Origin of the sequence: Aromatoleum sp., from assembly GCF_032027225.1 — a bacterium.
In the GTDB taxonomy this organism is placed as follows: Bacteria; Pseudomonadota; Gammaproteobacteria; order Burkholderiales; family Rhodocyclaceae; genus Aromatoleum.
Genome location: NZ_JAVSMM010000014.1, coordinates 23,613 through 42,909 on the forward strand (window position 1 = coordinate 23,613; position 19,297 = coordinate 42,909).

The window sequence follows — 19,297 nt, forward strand, 5'->3', positions numbered from 1 at the left end:
GGAGCGGGAAGCCGCCCTGCGCGTCGCTCGGCATCGCCGGCGGCCGCGCATCGGAACGCGATAGAAGCCCTGGCGGTTCCACCTTTCGACAGCAGGCGCTTCGGAACGCGGATGTCGTGCCGAAGCGGTGAACGGTGAGGCCGATGAATCATCCGGGACGCCATTGGCACAAACTCGAAGACGAGCGCATCCAATGCGACGTCTGTCCGCGGTACTGCAAATTGCACGAAGGCCAGCGCGGCGCGTGCTTCGTGCGCATGCGCGAAGCGGACGAGGTCGTGCTGACGACCTACGGGCGCAGCTCGGGCTTCTGCATCGACCCGATCGAGAAGAAGCCGCTCAACCATTTCTACCCCGGCACCAGCGTCTTCTCGTTCGGCACCGCCGGCTGCAACCTCGCGTGCAAGTTCTGCCAGAACTGGGACATCTCGAAGTCGCGCGACATGGACCGGCTGATGGACCAGGCTTCGCCCGAGGAAATCGCGCGCACTGCGGAACAATGGGGCTGTCAGAGCGTGGCCTTCACCTACAACGATCCGGTGATCTTTCTCGAGTACGCGGTCGACGTCGCAAAGGCGGCCCATGCGCGCGGCCTCAAGACGGTCGCCGTCACCGCGGGCTACATCACCGAGGAGGCGCGTGGCGACTTCTACTCGGAAATGGACGCGGCGAACGTCGATCTGAAGGGTTTCACCGACGAGTTCTACGTCAAGCTCTGCGGCGCGCACCTTCAGCCGGTGCTCGATACGCTGAAATGGCTCGTCCACGAGACCGGCGTCTGGGTCGAGATCACGACGCTGCTGATCCCCGGGCAGAACGATTCCGACGAGGAACTGACGGCCCTTTCCCGCTGGGTCGCGAAGGAGCTCGGCACCGAAGTTCCGCTGCACTTCACCGCGTTCCACCCCGACTTCAAGATGCCCGACACGCCCGCGACTCCGCCGGCGACGCTGACCCGCGCGCGGAAAATCGCGCTCGGCGAAGGTCTCAGGCACGTGTATACCGGCAACGTCCACGACACCGAAGGCGGAACGACGCGCTGCACCGGCTGTGGCAAGGCGCTCATCAAGCGCGACTGGTACGAGATCCTCGACTACGCGCTCGACGACAACGGCGCCTGCCTCGCGTGCGGCACACCGCTCGCGGGACGTTTCGGGCATTTCGGGCGCGCATTCGGCGCGCGGCGGATTCCGGTCGCGATTCACCGCGGCGCCTGAGTTCCGGCGGCCGGGCCGCTTGTTCCGGCGCCGGCGCCGTGCGATCCTCGCATCACCTCATACCGTCCGGAAAACGAGCCGGCAGAGCGGGATCGACGTGAAACTCCGACACACGACCATCAGCATCCCGGCGGGCAGCGCGTGGCTCGAAGGCGAGTTCGCCCACGCGCCCGACGTGCGCGGCCTGGCGGTACTGCTGCGCTCGGCAGGCGGAGCGCGCGCGGACTCGCCCGAGGCTGCGGTCGCGGAAATCCTGCAGCAAGCCGGGTTCGCCACCCTCGTCATCAATCTGCTGACCGCCCACGAGGAGACCCGCGACCCGGATGCGCGCTTCAACGTGCCGCAAATGGCGAACCGGGTGCTCGCGGTCGCCGAATGGATCGGACATCAGCCGCCGCTCGCCGGAATCGCCGTCGGACTCGTCGCGGGCGGAACCGCGAGCGGCGCAGCGATCCGCGCGGCGTGGAAGTCTCCCGAGCATTTCGCCGCGATCGTCTGCGGCGCGGGCCGACCCGACCTCGCGGGCGCAACGCCGCTCAACAGCTTGGCGACGCCGGTCCGCTTCGTCGTCGGCGCCGCCGATCCGCACACGCCGATGCTGATGAGCGCCTACGAACATCTCGGCGCACCGCGGGACTGGCAGACGCTCCTCGATGTCGGCGAGGAATTCGCCGAGCCGGGTGCGATCGAGCAACTGGCCCGGCTGGTCGCCGACTGGCTCGTGCAGAAGCTCCCGCCACCGCAAACCCCATCGGCCGCGTCACTCGCCGCACCGTCATCCGCCGCCGCAGCATCCTCATCCGCGGCACCGTCATCCGGCCTGCCGACACTCCAGGCGCCGACCGGGGGCCGGCACGCATCGAACGAGTAACTCGGGCCCTGCAACGCCAGCCGGACGTGGCAGCCGGTCGATCGCCTTATAATCGTCCCCCTGCTTTTCTCGCCGCCACGGCCCATCCCCGTCCCATTCGATGCCCCATCCGCTCGACTCCCTGCTGCCGCAACTCGCGGCTCTCGCCATTCCCAAAGCCGGCGCGCGCCTCGACCTGCCCGCCCTCGCGGGCTCGTCCGACGCGCTCGCCGTGGCGCAACTTGCAACCCACGGCCGTCGCCTGCTGCTCGTCACCGCGAACCCGCTCGACGCGCAGCGCTTGCGCGAAGAGATCGCTTGGATCGCGCCGAACCTGCGCACCCACCTGTTGCCCGACTGGGAAACCCTGCCCTACGACAGCTTCTCGCCGCACCAGGATCTGATCTCCGAGCGCCTGTCGACGCTCTATGCGGTGAGCCGCGGCGAGGCGGACCTCGTGCTCGTGCCGGCGTCCACCGCGCTTTACCGGATGGCGCCGCCGGCTTTTCTCGCCGCCTACACCTTCTTCCTTAAACAGGGCGAGCGGCTCGACGTCGAGCAGCTGCGCATGCAGATGGCGACCGCGGGCTACACCCACGTGACCCAGGTCGTCAGTCCCGGCGAATTCTCGGTGCGCGGCGGCCTGATCGACCTTTTCCCGATGGGCGCGGCGCTACCGTTCCGCATCGACCTCTTCGACGACGAAGTCGAGAGCATCAAGACCTTCGACCCGGATTCGCAGCGCACCGTCTACCCGGTTCCCGAGATCCGGATGTTGCCGGCGCGCGAGTTTCCGATGGACGACGCCGGGCGCACGCACTTTCGCAGCCGCTTCCGCGAGACTTTCGAAGGCGACCCGTCGCGCGTGTCGCTGTACAAGGACGTCTCGAACGGCATCGCGCCGGCCGGCGTCGAGTATTACCTGCCGCTGTTCTTCGACGACACCGCGACGCTGTTCGACTACCTCCCGCCCGACGCGGCGGTGGTGCTGCATCGCGACGTGCCGGCGGCGATCGACGCGTTCTGGCGCGATGCGCGCTCGCGCTACGACTTTCTCAAGGGCGACCGCAGCCGCCCGGTGATGCCGCCGGAGGCGCTCTTCCTCGGCCAGGAAAATTTCTTCACCGCGTTGAAGGATCGGCCGCGAATCCAGATCGCCGCGGGGGAGGAGTCGGCGTCGGGCGGGGCCGCCGCAGTCGCGGCACCGTTGCCGGACGTCTCGGTCGAACGCAAGGCGACCGACCCGCTGCACCGACTGAAACAGTTCCTCGACAGCGGCTGGGCGGACGGCGCCGGGCGCGTGCTGCTCCTCGCCGACGCGCCCGGCCGGCGCGAAACGATGTCCGACTTCCTCGGCGAATACGGGCTGAAACCGGCCGCGAGCGCGGACTTCGCGGCCTTCCTCACCTCGGATGCGCCGCTCGCGCTCGGCGTCGGCCCGCTCGCGAACGGCTTCGTGCTGCCCGACGCGAAGATCGCCGTCGTCACCGAGTCCGAGCTGTACGCGACCACCGCCCGCACCCGCCAGCGGCGCGACGCGCGCAAGGCCGCGACGATGGAAGGCTGGCTGCGCGACCTCTCCGAGTTGAAGCCCGGCGATCCGGTCGTGCATGTTTCGCACGGCATCGGGCGCTATCTCGGGCTGATCCACATGGATCTCGGCGAAGGCCAGACCGAGTTCCTGCACCTCGAATACGCGAAAGGCGACAAGCTCTACGTACCGGTGTCGCAGTTGCACGTGATCACGCGTTACGCCGGCGCCGATCCGGAAGCGGTCGACCTGCACCGACTCGGCTCGGGCCAGTGGGAAAAGGCGCGGAAGAAGGCCGCAATGCAGGTGCGCGACACCGCGGCGGAACTCCTCGCGCTGTATGCGCAGCGCGCCTCGCGCCCCGGCCACCGCTTCGACTTCAAGCCGCACGACCTCGACGCCTTCGCCGAAGGCTTCGGCTTCGAGACGACGCCCGACCAGCAGGCCGCGATCGAGTCGGTCGTCGAGGACATGAAATCCGGCCGACCGATGGACCGCCTCGTCTGCGGCGATGTCGGCTTCGGCAAGACCGAAGTCGCGCTGCGCGCCGCGTTCATCGCAGTCGCCGACGGCAAGCAGGTCGTCGTGCTGACGCCGACGACGCTGCTTGCCGAACAGCACTTCCAGACCTTCTCCGACCGCTTCGCCGACTTCCCGATCCGTATCGCCGAGCTGTCGCGCTTCAAGAGCGCGAAGGAACAGGCCGACGCGCTGAAGCTGCTCGCCGAAGGCAAGGTCGACATCATCATCGGCACGCACCGCCTGCTGCAGAAGGACGTCGTGTTCAAGCGCCTCGGCCTCGTGATCATCGACGAGGAGCACCGCTTCGGCGTGCGGCAGAAGGAAGCGCTGAAGGCGCTGAGGAGCGAGATCGACATCCTGACCCTGACCGCGACGCCGATCCCGCGCACGCTCGGCCTCGCGCTCGAAGGCCTGCGCGAGTTCTCGGTGATCGCGACCGCGCCGCAGAAGCGCCTCGCGATCAAGACCTTCGTGCAGCGCTTCAGCAAGGGGATCGTGCGCGAGGCGGTGCTGCGCGAGTTCAAGCGCGGCGGCCAGGTGTACTTCCTGCACAACGAGGTCGAGACGATCGAGAACGTCCACAACGACCTCGCGGAGCTGCTGCCCGAAGCGCGCATCGTCGTCGGCCACGGCCAGCTGCCCGAGCGCGAGTTGGAGCGCGTGATGCGCGACTTCACCGCGCAGCGCGCGAACCTCTTGCTGTGCACGACGATCATCGAGACCGGCATCAACATCCCGACCGCGAACACGATCCTCATCAACCGCGCCGACCGCTTCGGCCTCGCGCAGCTGCACCAGCTGCGCGGTCGCGTCGGGCGCAGCCATCACCAGGCCTACGCGTATCTGCTGACCGACGCGCACGCGAAGCCGACCGCACAGGCGCAGAAGCGCCTCGAGGCGATCACGATGATGGAAGACCTCGGCTCCGGCTTCTACCTCGCGATGCACGATCTCGAGATCCGCGGCGCCGGCGAAGTGCTCGGCGAGAACCAGTCCGGCGAAATCCAGCAGGTCGGCTTCTCGCTTTACACCGAGATGCTGAAGCGCGCGGTGCGCGACCTGCAGGCCGGCAAGGAGCCCGACCTCACGCAGCCGCTCGACGTCGTCTCCGAGATCAACCTGCACACGCCGGCGCTGCTGCCGAACGACTACTGCCCGGACGTGCAGGAGCGGCTGACCCTCTACAAGCGGCTCGCGAACTGCGAGTCCGACGACGAGCTGCGCACGCTGCAGGAAGAGCTTATCGACCGCTTCGGCGACCTGCCGCCGCAAACCCAGGCGCTGATCGAAAGCCATCGCCTGCGCCTGCTCGTGAAGCCGTTCGGCGTCGCGAAGCTCGACGCGAGCGACGCGCAGATCAGCGTCCAGTTCGGCCCCGAGGCCCCGATCGATCCTGCCAAAGTCATCTTCCTGATCCAGAAAGATCGCAACACGAAGATGTCGGGCCCCGACCGCCTGATCCGCAGGGCGAGCCTGCCGAATTTGAAGCTGCGGGTGCAGGGCGTGAAGGAGTTGCTGGAGGCCGTGCGGGCGTCGGAGGGTTGCGGCCGAAGATAACTGCTCGGTCCACCGGGAGGTGGATTTGTAGCGCCGGCAAGGCCCGAGCATCGCAGGCAGGCAATGAGGGGGCAGAAATGTGGACGGCCGGAAGGCCGTCCACCGCACGCCGCGGCCTGTCGAGGGCCGCGAGCGTGCCGAGTCGCGTTACAGGGAGCCGTTATTCCACGGGCCGGTGATCGCGAAAGTGATGCCCGGATTCGCCTGGATGTTGACGAACAGCCACTCGTTCTGGAACGTCGCGCCGGCGAACTCCGCGCCCCGCTGGTTGGTGGTGTAGGTCACGCCATTGCGCGAAATCGAACCCATCCCGGTGGCCGTGAAGTCGAGGTTGTTTTCGCAGAACGGGAAGATCGTGCCGTCGGTGGTGAGCCCGTGCATCCGGGAAATCGCGTTGCTGCCGTCCTCGCACAGGACCAGAGAACCGCGAGGGCTCCAGGCGATGTTGTCGGGGTTGTCGAGAACGTTGCGATCGGTCGATTCGTACACGACGCTGAACGTCTCCCTGCGCGGGTCGTAGACGAAGATCTGTCCCTTGCCGACCACGCCCCCGCTCGTGGAACAGACGTAGATCATGCCGTTGCCGTACCACACCCCCTCGCCACGACGAAGACTCGAAGCGCCCTGCATGATGCCCTGGGCAACGACGCCGCCGTAGGTCGTGCCGGTGATGAAGGGCCTGTCGGGCTCGTCGATATTCACCCACTCCACGCCCCAGGTCGTGCCGGGGCGTTGGGGCACGCCGGTGTCGTAGTACGGGTAGCCGACGCCATTGATCATGCGAGTCGCATTGGGCGCGACCACCAGCTTCATCATCTGCAGCCTGCCGCCTTTCGCCGGCTCCTCAGGCACGTTCGGGATGAAGCGGTAAAAGCCCGACGGCGTGCTGTCCTCGGTTTCGTAGATGATGCCGGTGCTCGGGTCGACGGCGACGGCCTCGTGGCTGAAGCAGCCCATGTCGACGAGCGGCACCGGGTCAGCATCGCCCACGGCGGGGACATCGAAGCAGTAGCCGTGCTGCTTCGAATACTCGGGACGCGTGTGCAGGCCGTTGGTGGTCTCTTCGCAGGTGATCCAGGAATTCCAGGGCGTGGGGCCGCCCGCACAGTTGCGGATCGTGCCGGAGATCGAGGCGCGCGCGGAGGCCCATTTTTTGCCTTGCGAGTTCGGCGCGAAGATCAGGTTGGTCGTGCCGCCGTCGCACATCGGGTCGTAAGTCACTTCCGGATTGGCGAACGAACCCGTAACACCGCCCTTCTCGTGGTTGCGCACCAGGACGAAGCGCCCCTTGTTGGCGGCCACCACGGCCATGCCGTCATGGTTGCCCGGAGTCGGAACGTCGTCGTCCATCATGTCGCCGGTCCACCCGAAGGACCAATACTTGAAGCCTTCCGGGAGGTTCAGCAGCGGGTAGCCGGTCGCCTCGTCCGCGACGGGCGCGAGCGGCCCGTAATCAGGACTGAACGCGACCGCCTGTGCATGGGCCTTGTTCGCGCCCAGGATGCTGTAGGGCACGGCAACCGCGGCCATCGCGGCAACACCGCTCTTCAGGAAACCCCGTCGGCAGAGGGACCAATGGGGGTCGAGCTCCTTCTTGTCGTTGGCGACGGTGAGGTCGCGGATCAGGTCGTTATAGTCGTCACGATGGGTCATGAATCGCTCCGGTCGGGGTGGGGTCGGGAGGAGCCACCATGCTGCAGGGCGACCATGACGGCTTAATGACCGTTGCTGAGCTTGCGAATTCCCACGCGATTTCCCGAGAGTGCGAACCGCAAGGGAATTTGCCGCGTACTCGTTCGGCGGACGCCAGCTGCCCCGTTGCGATCCTCACTGCCCCGCCCTGTTCAGGCGCGGTCTCGCGGCCTACATTGAACAGCGCCGCCCCGGTGAACGAACACCCGACGGAAGGAGGCCATCACGCCGATCATGATCCGCGCGTTGCAGCTGCGGCGCCCCGTCGACCATCCGCTCGAATTCGCCTCCGCCTTCGCGGAGCGACGCGCGGTCGAGCAATCCTTGCGGCGAAACGCCGACGCGGCCGAGAACCAGGCGCGTCGCCCGGGTGGGCAGAAATGCAGCGGTACAAGAACCTGAACGGAAGATCCGGGATCGTCGCGTTCGAGATCGGCGACGACTGCGTGAAGATCGTCTTTCGCGACAACCCGAAGGTCTATCTCTACTCGACGCGCAAGATCCCGCCGCAGAAGATCGAGCGCATGAAACAACTCGCGACGGCCGGGCGCGGCCTTGCCACCTTCATCAGTCGAAATCCGGATGTCCGGGACGGATATTCCTGAGGGCAACAAGCACGGCCCGACGCTGTCACAAAACCAGTCGAAGGGAGGAAGGCCCGATGAAATCTTTTGATTATCAACTGCTCGTGATCGGTGCGGGTTCGGGCGGAGTTCGAGCGGCGCGCACCGCCGCTGCCTGCGGAGCGCGCGTCGCGATCGCGGAAGAGCGCCGGCTCGGCGGCACCTGCGTGTCGCGCGGATGCATCCCGAAGAAGCTGCTCGCCTACGCCGCCCATTACCGCGACGACTTCGAGGACGCGGCCGGTTACGGATGGACGGTCGCGCAACCGGTCTTTTCGTGGGAGCGGCTGGTCGGCAACAAGAATCGCGAGATCGACCGTCTGAACGGCGTGTACCAGGACCTGCTCGAAGGGGCGCGCGTCGACATCCTGCGCGGTAGCGCAAAGCTCACAGCCGCGCACACCGTCTCGGTCGACGGCCGGTCGGTCACCGCCGAGCACGTGCTCGTTGCCACCGGCGGTCGCCCGTTCAAGCCCGACATTCCGGGGATCGAATTCGCAATCACGTCCGACGAAGCATTCGAGTTGCGCGAGTTGCCGCGTCGCATCCTGCTCGTCGGCGGCGGCTATATCGCCGTCGAATTCGCCGGCATCTTCAACGGGCTCGGCGCCGACGTGACGCTCGCCTATCGCGGCGCCCAGATCCTGCGCGGCTTCGACGACGACATCCGCCGTCACCTGAACAACGAAATGCGGAAAAAGGGCGTCACGATCTTGCTGGAGACCGATCTCGCCGGCATCGCCCGACGCGACGACGGCACGCTCGACGTCGAGTGGTCACGCGAGTCGGCGCAACCGAACGCGTTCGACGCGGTGATGTTCGCAACCGGGCGCAAGCCGAACGTCGAAGGACTCGGCCTCGCCGAGCTTGGCGTGAACCTCGACGACGACGGAGGAATCGTCGTCGACGACTGGCAGCAGACCAACATTGCAGGCATCCACGCGGTCGGCGACGTGACCAACCGGATCGCGCTGACGCCCGTCGCGATCCGCGAGGGCTTCGCGGTAGCGGCGACCCTGTTCGGCGGCCGGCGCACGAAGGTCGACTACGACAACCTGCCTTCGGCGGTCTTCAGCCAGCCGCCGATCGCGACCGTCGGCCTGACCGAAGCGCAGGCGCTGAAACGGTTCGGCGAGGTGGACATCTACCGCAGAGACTTCCGGCCGCTGCGGCACACGCTGAGCGGCCGTGATGAACGGAGCCTGGTCAAGCTCGTCGTCGACACCGCGTCGCAGCGCGTCGTCGGCGCCCACATGGCAGGCGCCGACGCGCCCGAAATCATCCAGGGAATCGCGATCGCGGTGAGGATGGGGGCGAAGAAGTCGGACGTGGACGCGACCATCGGCATTCATCCGACCGCGGCCGAAGAGTTCGTCACCTTGCGGGAGAAGGAGACGAAACGGCGGCAGGACGACGACACGGCGCCTGACGAGCGGAAGTCCTGAATCGCCGTCGGACTCGGGGGTGCGTTCCGGTTCCGGGGACGCCGCGGAGCGGGCAAGCGGAAGGGTTGAACCGCCCCCGTCCCCGTTCGCGCGAAATCAGAAGAGGAACGGCTGTTTCGCTGGCGGCTGCGCCGAACCGGCATCGGCCGGGAAGACTTTCGCCTGCCGCGGCTTGAACCACACCGTCCGGCCGGCCGCGAGGTCGAGCGTCGCCGCGCGCTCGCGCGTCAGCTCGACCTCGATCATCTCGGCCTCGTGTTCCAGCTCCACCCGCACCAGCGGCCCGATGCGGTGCACATGGCTGACGAGCGCCTTCATGCCGCCCGAGATCGGCGCCGCATCGAGTTCGATGTCGTGCGGGCGCACGAACGCGATCGACCCGGCTTCGGACGCTTCCCCTTCCCGCTCGACCTCCGCCCAGCCGCCGTGCATCCGGCTGTGGAAGACGTTCACATTGCCGAGGAACTGGTAGACGAACGGCGACGCCGGGCTCGAATACACGTCGTCCGGCGAGCCGATCTGCTCGATGCGTCCGCGATTCATCACGACGACGCGGTCGGCGACTTCGAGCGCCTCTTCCTGGTCATGCGTGACGAACACCGACGAGATGTGCATCTCGTCGTGCAGCCGGCGCAGCCAGCGGCGCAGCTCCTTGCGCACTTTCGTGTCGAGCGCGCCGAACGGCTCGTCGAGCAGCAATACCTTGGGCTCGACGGCGAGCGCGCGCGCGAGCGCGATGCGCTGGCGCTGTCCGCCCGAAAGCTGCGACGGATAACGCTGCGCGAGCCAGTCGAGCTGCACGAGCTTCAGCAGGTTCATCACGCGGTCGCGGATCTCGGCCTCGGACGGACGCGACTTGCGCGGCCGTACCCGCAGCCCGAACGCGACGTTCTCGAACACCGACATGTGCCGGAACAGCGCGTAATGCTGGAACACGAAGCCGACCTGGCGTTCGCGCGCATGGACATGCGTCGCCTCTTCGCCGCCGAACAGCACGTTTCCGCCGTCGGGCGTCTCCATGCCGGCGATGATGCGCAGCAGCGTGGTCTTGCCGCAGCCCGAAGGCCCCAGCAGCGCGACCAGCTCACCGGTCGGGATATCGAGGGACAGATCGTCGAGTGCGACGAAATTGCCGAAGCGTTTGCTGATGTTGCGTATTTCGATGCTCATGGGCGTTCCGTGACGACGGACGGGGGCAGTTCGGTTTTTTCGGGCGGCAGCTCGGCGGTCAGCATCTCCGTCTCCTTGCGCATCCGCCATTCGACGATGGTCTTCGCGACGAGCGTGACGAGACCGAGCAGCGCGAGCACGGTTGCCGCCGCGAAGGCGCCGATCTGGTTGTATTCGTTGTAAAGAATCTCGACGTGCAGCGGCAGCGTGTTCGTTTCGCCGCGGATGTGGCCCGAGACGACGCTGACCGCGCCGAACTCGCCCATCGCCCGCGCGTTCGCGAGGATCACGCCGTACATCAGGCCCCACTTGATGTTCGGCAGGGTGACGCGCCAGAACATCTGCCACCCGGACGCGCCGAGCGACACCGCGGCTTCCTCCTCGTCGCGGCCCTGCGCCTGCATCAGCGGGATCAGCTCGCGCGCGACGAACGGGAAGGTCACGAACAGCGTCGCGAGGATCATGCCGGGCAGCGCGAAGATGATCTTGATGTCGTTCGCCGCGAGCCAGTCGCCGAAGAAGCCCTGCGCACCGAACAGGATGATGAAGATCAGGCCGGCGACGACCGGCGATACCGCGAACGGCAGATCGATCAGCGTCGTCAGCAGGCTCTTGCCGCGGAACTCGAACTTCGCGATCGCCCACGCCGCGGCGACGCCGAACGCGATGTTGAACGGCAGCACGAGGGCGGCGATCGTCAGCGTCAGCAGCATCGCAGACTTAGCCTCGCTGTCCTTCAGCGCGTCCCAGTACGCCTGCGCGCCCTGCGCGAACGCTTCCCAGAACACCGAGATCAGCGGCAACACGAGGAACAGGAACAGGAAGCCGAGCGCGATGCCGGTCAGCAGCAGGCGGACCCAGCGCGGCTCGGCCGTTGCGCGACGGGCGGTCATGGCCGCGCTCCCGCAAGTGCGACCGCGCCGGCCGCGCCGTCGCCGTCACGGCTCTTCGAATGCCGGTTCGCCGCCCACCACTGCAACAGGTTGATGACGAGCAGCATCACGAACGAGATCACGAGCATCACGACCGCGAGCGCCGTCGCGCCGAGGACGTCGTACTGCTCGAGCTTCGAGATGATCAAGAGCGGCGTGATCTCGGAGATCAGCGGCATGTTGCCGGCGATGAAGATCACCGAGCCGAACTCGCCGATCGCGCGCGAGAACGCGAGCGTGAAGCCGGTGAGCCACGCCGGGAAGATGCCCGGCAGCAACACGCGGGAAAAGGTCTGCCAGCGGCTGGCGCCGAGCGAGGCCGCCGCCTCTTCGACTTCGGCCTCGATGTCCTCGATCACCGGCTGAAGCGTGCGCACCACGAACGGCAGCGTCACGAAGATCAGCGCGACGACAATGCCCGCCGGCTTAAAGGCGATCCGGATGCCGAGCGTCGCCAGCTGCTCGCCGATCCAGCCGTTCTCGGCATAGAGCGTCGCGAGCGTGATGCCGGCGACCGCGGTCGGCAGCGCGAACGGCAGGTCGACGAGCGCGTCGACGAAGCGCTTGCCGGGAAACGGATAGCGCACGAGCACCCACGCGACGATCAGCCCGAACAGCGCATTGACCGCCGCCGCCGCGAACGACGCGCCGAAGGTCACGCGGTACGACGCGAGCGCACGGTCGCCGGTCGCGGTGGCCCAGAAGTCCGCCCAGCTCAGTTGCCCGCTCATCAGGATCAACCCCGCAAGCGGGATCAGCACGAGCAGCGTCAGATACGTGAGTGTGTAACCGAGTCCCAGGCGGAAACCGGGCAGCACTCCATTGGGTTTTGCGGCGGCAGGAAACATTTAAGGCGTGAGGTGGGGGAGTTCACAAAGCGATGCGGCCCGCCTGAGCGGGCCGCGTGAGCGCATGCGCGCGGATTCTACTTCTGAACGTAGATCTGGTCGAACGTGCCGCCGTCCTTGAAGTGCGTCGCCGCCGCCTTGCTCCAGCCGCCGAACACTTCATCGACGGTGAAGGTCTTGATCGGCGGGAACTGCGCCGCGTGCTTCTTCAGCACTTCCGGGTCGCGCGGGCGCAGGTAGTTGTTCGCCGCGTTCTCCTGCCCTTCCTTCGACCACAAATACTCGAGATACGCCTGCGCGACCTTGCGCGTGCCCTTCTTGTCGACGACCTTCTCGACGATCGCAACCGGGAATTCCGCGAGGATCGACTGACTCGGATAGATGACTTCGAAACCGCCGCGCCCGAACTCGCGCGCGATCAGTTCGGCCTCGGATTCGAACGTGACGAGCACGTCGCCGATCCGGCGCTGCATGAAGGTCGTCGTCGCGTCACGGCCGCCGGAACCGAACAGCGGCGCGTTCTTCAGCCAGTTCGAGACGAACTCCTGCGCGGTCTTGTCGTTGCCGCCGGGCTGCTTCAGCGCGTAGCCCCACGCGGCAAGATACGAATAGCGCCCGTTGCCGGTGTTCTTCGGGTGCGGAATGATGACCTGGACGGCGCCGGGCTTCGCGATGTCGTTCCAGTCCTTGATGCCCTTCGGGTTGCCCTTGCGCACGATGAAGACCATCGTCGAGGTGTAGGGCGACGCATTGTCCGGGAAGCGCTTCGCGTAATCGGTCGCGACGAGCCCCTTTTCGGCGAGGAAATCGACGTCCGTCGCCTGGTTCATCGTCACGACGTCGGCTTCGAGCCCGTCCGCCACCGCACGCGCCTGCTTCGACGAGCCGCCGTGCGACTGCCGCACCTCGACCTTCTCGCCGGTCTTCTCCTGCCAGTACTTCTGGAACAGCGGGTTGTAGTCCTTGTAGAAATCGCGCGCGACATCGTACGAGACGTTGAGCAGGTTTTGCTGGGCGTGTGCGCCGCCGGCGAAGAAGACACCGACGGAGACTCCGACAGCAAGCAGCAGACCGGACAGTTTTTTCATTAGGACATCCATGGAATCGGGAACGGCGCCACGATAGCCGAAGGCATCCACGCACTCAATGCATACGGACCCATTTTTTTATAACCGATCGATATAAGCCTTCTCGCCGGGCCGTTTGCAAAATCCATATAACCCGTTATTCATGATTGGACCCAAGATGGTTACACTCGGTCGGGATTGAAGTTCGAGATAGCGAAAAACACGATGCCGCTCGACGCCGCAATACGCTGCCCCAACTGCAAAGCGAACGATTGTCGGCGGTCGGCGTGGCTTTCGTCGGCCGAGCGGCGTGCGCACCGCCAGATGCATCCCTACCGCTGCCGCCGCTGCTCGCACCGCTTTCATCTTCGCGACAAGGTGTCCGTTCGCCAGGGAGTGATCGTCGGCGGAGCCCTGGTGTCGCTTGCGCTCATCGTCGTCGCCACCGGAACCCTGCTCCACTGGAGCTACGACGTCGCACCCGAAGTCGGGCCGGTTTCCGAGGCGACGCCGGTCGATCCCCGCACGCTGAGGTCGGCGCAACAAGGCGATGCCGACGCGCAATTCCGGATCGCGCGTATCCTGCTGTCCGATCCGGAACCGGATCGCAAGAACGCCGCTGAAGCGGTCCGGTGGCTCAATGCCGCCGCCGAGCAGGACCACACGCCTGCGATGGTGCAGCTCGGCAAACTGTACCGAAGCGGCGTCGGCGTGCTGCAGAACTTCGGCAACGCCGCGAAATGGATCGAGACCGCGGCGGTGCTCGGCGACCCGGAAGGGATGCACGAGCTCGGGCGCTTGTACCGCGACGGCGTCGGCTTCGACCGCGATGCGGTCAATGCCTACATCTGGTTCAGCCGTTCGGCCGCGGCCCTCAACACCGCGGCGGTACGCGATCGCGACGACGTCGCGCGCGGGCTGAGCGAGAAACAGCTGAAGGACGCACAGCACAAGTCCGCCGTCGCAAAAAAAGCGCCGGCAGAGGACGGCACCGGGGAGCGCAGGCTCGCCGGGACGATCAAATTGAGCTCGACGGAAGAAACCCGAAAGAATGAAACAGCCGACTGAGAGTCCCCGCGCCTGCGTGATCGGTCACATCACCGTCCGCGATGCTGAAAAGTGGGCGGAATACCGTCGTCAGGTCCCTGCGACCCTGTCCGCCTGGGGCGGCGAACTCGTCTTTCGCGGTCGAAAGATCTCGGTCATGAGCGGCGAGCATGCCCACGCGGAGACCGTCGTACTGCAGTTTCCCGACGCCCGCTCGCTGGATGGCTGGTTTCAATCGCCCGCATACCAGGCGCTCATCCCGTTGCGTGAGCAAGCCGCCGATGTCGTTCTGATCGGCTACGAGTCCTGAGCGGGCTCGCCGCCGGAGGGCGCGGCAGCGGGACGAGGCTGCTCCAGCATTTCTCGCCGGCTTTCCGGCGTCTCCAGGCTGATCCGCCCGAGCGCCCCGCTGCGGTAATCGTTCAACAGGATTTGCGACGCCTTTTCGAGATCCCGCGCACCGCCCTTCAACCGGCAGCCGCGCCGGTCGGCCACCGTCTCGACGACCCCGACGGCATCCAGCGCGTCGAGCCGCTCGGGCGCGATCTTGTAGCGAGCCGCGAGCAGCGCTGGATAGCGGCCGAGCAGCAGACCCGCGAGGAAGGTCGCGACCTCCTCGTCGATGACCGCGTTGCGCCCGATCACGTGACTCGCCGCGAGCATGAAACCGTCCGAATCGTGCTCGATCTTCGGCCACATCATTCCCGGCGTGTCGGTGATCGTCATGTGCGAACCGAGATCGAAGGTCTGCTGCGACTTCGTCACCGCCGGCTCGTCGCCGACCTTTGCGACGCGGCGCTTCAGCAGCGCGTTCATCAGCGTCGATTTGCCGACGTTCGGAATGCCCATGATCATGATGCGCAGCAGCTTAGTGCCGTCGCTGCGGTGCGGGGCGAGCGCCTGGCACAATCCCGGCACCCGCGCGACGTCGCCGGGCTTCTTGCACGACAGCGCGACCGCCTTCACGCCGGGCTGGCGATCGTAGTACTCCAGCCAAGCGCGCGTCGCGGCCGGGTCCGCGAGATCCGCCTTGTTCAGCACTTTCAGGCACGGCCGCTGACGAAAGCGCCGCAGCTCGTCGATCATCGGGTTGCTGCTCGCCTCCGGCACGCGCGCGTCGAGCACTTCGATGACGACGTCGGTCATCGCCATCGTCTCGGCCGCCTTCTTGCGCGCGGAGGTCATGTGACCGGGGAACCACTGGATCGCCATCTGGAATCAAAGCCTTGGAGAAGGCGCGCATTATCGCCTCGTTCGCCGGCCGCTTGGGGCAAAATGGCGGACTTTCGAGGGAATACGGATGAATCGTGACGAGGTCCTCGCGGCGACGCGGCAGTGGCTGGAAAAGGCGGTGATCGGGCTCAACCTGTGCCCGTTCGCAAAGTCGGTGTATGTGAAGAACCAGGTACGCATCGTCGTCAGCGACGCGAAGCACGCGGACGCGTTTCTCGAGGAGCTCGACCGCGAGCTGGAATTCCTTGCAGAGGCCGATCCGCAGGAGGTCGACACGACGCTGCTCGTCCACCCGACCCTCTTCCGCGACTTCCTCGACTTCAACGAGATCGCCGGGATCGCCGAGGAAGCGGTCGCCGAGCACGAGCTCGAAGGCATCATCCAGGTCGCGAGCTTCCACCCGCGCTTCCAGTTCGAAGACACGACCGAGGACGACATCGGCAACTACACGAACCGCTCGCCGTACCCGACGCTGCACCTGCTGCGCGAAGAGAGCGTCGAGCGCGCGGTCGAGGCATACCCGGAAGTCGAAGCGATCTACGAGCGCAACATCGAAACGCTGAAGAAGCTCGGCCACGACGGCTGGAATGCGCTCGGCATCCCCGCGGCGAAGGATGACGAGACGTGAACGGAGCACGCGCAACGGCAAGACGGCCGCAAACCGACCGCTGGAAGACGAGCACGGCCGGGACCGAAGAACGACCGCCAGCGGCGCTGCCGGAGCTGCGTCCGGGCCAGTCGATCGAGCTGCTGAAGGAACTCCACATCCTCACCCGCGACGGCAAGCTGAACCAGGACAGCCGTCGCAAGCTGAAGCAGGTCTACCACCTCTACAACTTCATCGAGCCGCTGCTCGAGGAAGTGCTCGCCGCGCAGGGCGGCCTGACCCTCGCCGACCACGGCGCCGGCAAGTCCTACCTCGGTTTCATCCTCTACGACCTGTTCCTGAAGGCGCGCGAGGCGGGACACGTGTACGGCATCGAGACCCGCGACGAGCTCGTCGCGAAGTCGCGCGAGCTCGCGGCGCAGCTCGGCTTCGAGCGCATGAGCTTCCTGAACCTGTCGGTCGAGGATTCGATCGATTCGCCCGAACTCCCCGAGCGCATCGACGTCGTCACGGCGCTGCACGCGTGCAACACCGCGACCGACGACGCGATCCGCTTCGCGCTCGAAAAGCGCGCCCGCTTCATCGTGCTCGTCCCGTGCTGCCAGGCGGAGGTCGCCGCGGCGCTGCGCCGGCACAAGAACGAATCGTTCGGCAAGACACCGCTGTCCGAAATCTGGCGCCATCCAATCCACACGCGCGAATTCGGCAGCCAGCTGACGAACGTGCTCCGCTGCCTGCTGCTCGAATCGCACGGCTACCAGCTGACGGTGACCGAACTCGTCGGCTGGGAGCATTCGATGAAGAACGAACTGATCATCGCGCGGTCCACCGGCCAAGCGCGCGGAAACGCGCGCGAGCGCCTGACGCAGATCCTCGCCGAGCTCAACCTCGAAGAGATGGCACCGCGGTTCGCCTACTGATCTGCCATCACGGCTCCCCTTACTTGATCTACGCGAAGCAAATCGGCGGCAACGCCCGGTAAGCTCAAGTCCTTTTCGAGGCTCGATCGCCATGCCCGACCTGCCCTTTCCCGTCATCGTCGCCACCCTCTTCCTGTTCGGCTGCCTCACGATGCTGCACGTCCACCTGCGCCAGCAGGACCGCCTGCGCGCATTGCCGCTTCGGGACACGTTTCTCGCGGGCCGCTGCGCCACCTCCGCCCCCTGTGTTCGCTGCGCATCCACCGACAAGCGCGAATTCGGCCTGGACGACGGCGAAAAGGCACAGCGCGTCGTCGCCTGCGCGAAATGCAACCGCCCGATGTACCGCTACCATCAGCCGAAGCAGCAGGACTAGAACGTTCCGCCCGTCTGCGCGGTCAACCGCGTGTTGACCGACGTGGAGGGCCGGATCATGGACGTCACCCCCCTGCTTGCCCGGCTCGGCGTGCCGACCGGAATCCTCGATCGCGGCGAGTTGCCCGTCCGCAGCCCGATCGACGCAAGCATCCTCGCGCAGCTCGCGCCGACCTCCCCCGCGCAGGCGAACACCGCCATCGAGCGCGCTCGCACGGCCTTTCTCGCGTGGCGCGACGTTCCGCCGCCGCGCCGCGGCGAGTTCGTGCGCCGCTACGGTGAGGTCTTGCGCGCACACAAGGCCGACCTCGGCGAGCTTGTGACGATCGAAGCCGGCAAGATCCGTCAGGAAGGGCTCGGCGAAGTGCAGGAGGTGATCGACGTCTGCGACTTCGCGTGCGGACTGTCGCGCCAGCTTCACGGCCTGACGATCGCGAGCGAGCGCCCCAGCCACCGGATGATGGAGCAGTGGCATCCGGCGGGGGTCGTCGGCGTCGTCTCGGCGTTCAATTTCCCGGTCGCCGTGTGGGCGTGGAACGCGATGCTCGCGTGGGTCTGCGGCGACAGCGTCGTATGGAAGCCGTCACCGCGGACGCCGTTGTCTGCGCTCGCGTGCGCGGCACTCTTCCGCACGGCGTCCCGTGACTTCGACGATGTGCCCGACGGGCTGCTCGAAGTGCTGATCGGCGGCAATGAGCTGGGCGAAAGCCTCGCCGACGATCCGCGCGTCGCGGTGCTGTCCGCGACCGGCTCGACGGCGATGGGCAAGGCGCTCGCGCCGCGCGTCGCCGCCCGGCTCGGCCGCTCGATCCTCGAACTCGGCGGCAACAACGCCGCGATCGTCTGCCCGAGCGCGGACCTCGACCTCGCGGAGCGCGCGATTCTGTTCGCGGCGGCAGGCACCGCGGGACAGCGCTGCACGACATTGCGCCGGCTGATCGTGCATGAGTCGATCGCCGACGCGCTCGTCGAGCGCCTGCGCGCCCTCTGGCAGCGCATCCCGGTCGGGAATCCGCTCGATCCGGCGACCCTGGTCGGTCCGCTGATCGCCGCCGCCGCGGGAATCTCGATGGACGAAGCCCTCGCCGAAGCGCGCCGCTCGGGCGCCACCGTGTGGGGAGGGGAAGCGGTGCCGGTCGAAGGTTGCGCCGACGCGTGTTACCGCCGCCCGGCCCTCGTCGCGATGCCGGCGCAGACAGCGCTCGTGGAACGCGAGACCTTCGCACCGATCCTCTACGTGATGCGCTACCGCGACTTCGACGAAGCGATCGCGCTGCACAACGGCGTTCCACAAGGACTCGCATCGTCGATCTTCACGCGCGACCTGGTCGAGGCCGAACGCTTCCTGTCGGCGACCGGGAGCGACTGCGGCATCGCGAACGTCAATATCGGTCCGTCCGGTGCCGAAATCGGCGGTGCGTTCGGCGGCGAAAAGGAGACCGGCGGTGGCCGCGAATCGGGCTCCGACGCGTGGAAAGCCTACATGCGCCGCACGACCTGCACGATCAATTATTCAGGCGCGCTGCCGCTCGCGCAGGGGATCCGGTTCGAGCTCGACGGCTGACCATCGAACCCGCGATCGAACCCGCCCGCTCGCCGAACCGGCGACCGAATACAACGGTTCGACGAGCCCCGATCGAATAAAACTGTTCGCCCTGAGC

Annotated in this window: 17 protein-coding genes; 11 read left to right on the forward strand and 6 right to left on the reverse strand. The window is 66.6% G+C overall.

What is annotated here, in order from left to right:
- Positions 1 to 143: 143 nt before the first annotated feature.
- The 3 genes from amrS (at position 144) to mfd (ending at position 5,677) form a co-directional block, all read left to right on the forward strand.
- Positions 144 to 1,217, forward strand: coding sequence for an AmmeMemoRadiSam system radical SAM enzyme (gene amrS, locus ROZ37_RS14970; RefSeq protein WP_312660453.1), 1,074 nt, complete (start codon positions 144 to 146; stop codon positions 1,215 to 1,217).
- Positions 1,218 to 1,314: 97 nt separating this feature from the next.
- Positions 1,315 to 2,088 carry an alpha/beta hydrolase gene (locus ROZ37_RS14975; protein WP_312660455.1) on the forward strand — a complete coding sequence of 258 codons (774 nt, stop codon included), beginning with the start codon at positions 1,315 to 1,317 and terminating at the stop codon, positions 2,086 to 2,088.
- A 100-nt stretch (positions 2,089 to 2,188) separates the two neighbouring features.
- Positions 2,189 to 5,677, forward strand: coding sequence for a transcription-repair coupling factor (gene mfd, locus ROZ37_RS14980; protein ID WP_312660457.1), 3,489 nt, complete (start codon positions 2,189 to 2,191; stop codon positions 5,675 to 5,677).
- 147 nt (positions 5,678 to 5,824) lie between these two features.
- Here mfd and ROZ37_RS14985 read toward each other — a convergent pair whose 3' ends face one another.
- The gene (locus tag ROZ37_RS14985) at positions 5,825 to 7,330 is read right to left on the reverse strand and encodes an alkaline phosphatase PhoX (protein ID WP_312660459.1); all 1,506 of its coding nucleotides are present in this window, start codon (positions 7,328 to 7,330) and stop codon (positions 5,825 to 5,827) included.
- 419 nt (positions 7,331 to 7,749) lie between these two features.
- Here ROZ37_RS14985 and ROZ37_RS14990 point away from each other — a divergent pair, with 419 nt between their 5' ends.
- Together ROZ37_RS14990 and gor are read left to right on the forward strand one after the other, a co-directional pair.
- The gene (locus tag ROZ37_RS14990) at positions 7,750 to 7,974 is read left to right on the forward strand and encodes a hypothetical protein (RefSeq protein ID WP_312660460.1); all 225 of its coding nucleotides are present in this window, start codon (positions 7,750 to 7,752) and stop codon (positions 7,972 to 7,974) included.
- 56 nt (positions 7,975 to 8,030) lie between these two features.
- On the forward strand, positions 8,031 to 9,437 hold the full coding sequence (gene gor, locus ROZ37_RS14995; RefSeq protein WP_312660461.1) for a glutathione-disulfide reductase: 1,407 nt from the start codon (positions 8,031 to 8,033) through the stop codon (positions 9,435 to 9,437).
- Between the two features lie 96 nt (positions 9,438 to 9,533).
- Here the strand turns inward: gor and ROZ37_RS15000 are convergent, their stop codons facing one another.
- The 4 genes from ROZ37_RS15000 to ROZ37_RS15015 form a co-directional block, all read right to left on the reverse strand.
- The gene (locus tag ROZ37_RS15000) at positions 9,534 to 10,607 is read right to left on the reverse strand and encodes a sulfate ABC transporter ATP-binding protein (RefSeq protein WP_312660462.1); all 1,074 of its coding nucleotides are present in this window, start codon (positions 10,605 to 10,607) and stop codon (positions 9,534 to 9,536) included.
- Positions 10,604 to 11,500, reverse strand: a complete 897-nt coding sequence (gene cysW, locus ROZ37_RS15005; RefSeq protein ID WP_312660463.1) for a sulfate ABC transporter permease subunit CysW — start codon at positions 11,498 to 11,500, stop codon at positions 10,604 to 10,606. The genes ROZ37_RS15000 and cysW overlap by 4 nt, the downstream gene beginning before the upstream one ends.
- Positions 11,497 to 12,387 (reverse strand): sulfate ABC transporter permease subunit CysT, encoded by an 891-nt coding sequence (gene cysT, locus ROZ37_RS15010; protein ID WP_312660466.1) that lies wholly within the window; start codon positions 12,385 to 12,387, stop codon positions 11,497 to 11,499. Before cysT ends, cysW begins: the two co-directional genes overlap by 4 nt.
- A 77-nt stretch (positions 12,388 to 12,464) precedes the next feature.
- The gene (locus ROZ37_RS15015) at positions 12,465 to 13,475 is read right to left on the reverse strand and encodes a sulfate ABC transporter substrate-binding protein (RefSeq protein WP_312660468.1); all 1,011 of its coding nucleotides are present in this window, start codon (positions 13,473 to 13,475) and stop codon (positions 12,465 to 12,467) included.
- 303 nt (positions 13,476 to 13,778) lie between these two features.
- On the opposite strand from ROZ37_RS15015, the gene ROZ37_RS15020 reads away from it, so the two are divergent.
- Positions 13,779 to 14,522, forward strand: a complete 744-nt coding sequence (locus ROZ37_RS15020; RefSeq protein WP_312660469.1) for a tetratricopeptide repeat protein — start codon at positions 13,779 to 13,781, stop codon at positions 14,520 to 14,522.
- Entirely contained in the window at positions 14,506 to 14,811 is a 306-nt protein-coding gene (locus ROZ37_RS15025; RefSeq protein ID WP_312660471.1) for a DUF1330 domain-containing protein, read from the forward strand. The genes ROZ37_RS15020 and ROZ37_RS15025 overlap by 17 nt, the downstream gene beginning before the upstream one ends.
- Here ROZ37_RS15025 and ylqF read toward each other — a convergent pair.
- Entirely contained in the window at positions 14,799 to 15,713 is a 915-nt protein-coding gene (gene ylqF, locus ROZ37_RS15030; protein WP_312660472.1) for a ribosome biogenesis GTPase YlqF, read from the reverse strand. The two genes, ROZ37_RS15025 and ylqF, sit on opposite strands and share 13 nt — an antisense overlap.
- A gap of 88 nt (positions 15,714 to 15,801) precedes the next feature.
- Between ylqF and ROZ37_RS15035 the strand changes: the two genes are divergently transcribed.
- The 4 genes from ROZ37_RS15035 (at position 15,802) to ROZ37_RS15050 (ending at position 19,200) form a co-directional block, all read left to right on the forward strand.
- A complete protein-coding gene (locus ROZ37_RS15035) occupies positions 15,802 to 16,362 on the forward strand; it encodes a DUF1415 domain-containing protein (protein ID WP_312660473.1) in 561 nt (186 codons plus the stop codon).
- 86 nt (positions 16,363 to 16,448) lie between these two features.
- Complete coding sequence (locus ROZ37_RS15040) at positions 16,449 to 17,261, forward strand: SAM-dependent methyltransferase (protein WP_312660593.1); 813 nt, start codon at positions 16,449 to 16,451, stop codon at positions 17,259 to 17,261.
- Between the two features lie 91 nt (positions 17,262 to 17,352).
- Positions 17,353 to 17,637, forward strand: coding sequence for a hypothetical protein (locus ROZ37_RS15045; RefSeq protein ID WP_312660474.1), 285 nt, complete (start codon positions 17,353 to 17,355; stop codon positions 17,635 to 17,637).
- Between the two features lie 57 nt (positions 17,638 to 17,694).
- Entirely contained in the window at positions 17,695 to 19,200 is a 1,506-nt protein-coding gene (locus tag ROZ37_RS15050) for an aldehyde dehydrogenase family protein (protein WP_312660475.1), read from the forward strand.
- Positions 19,201 to 19,297 lie beyond the last annotated feature (97 nt).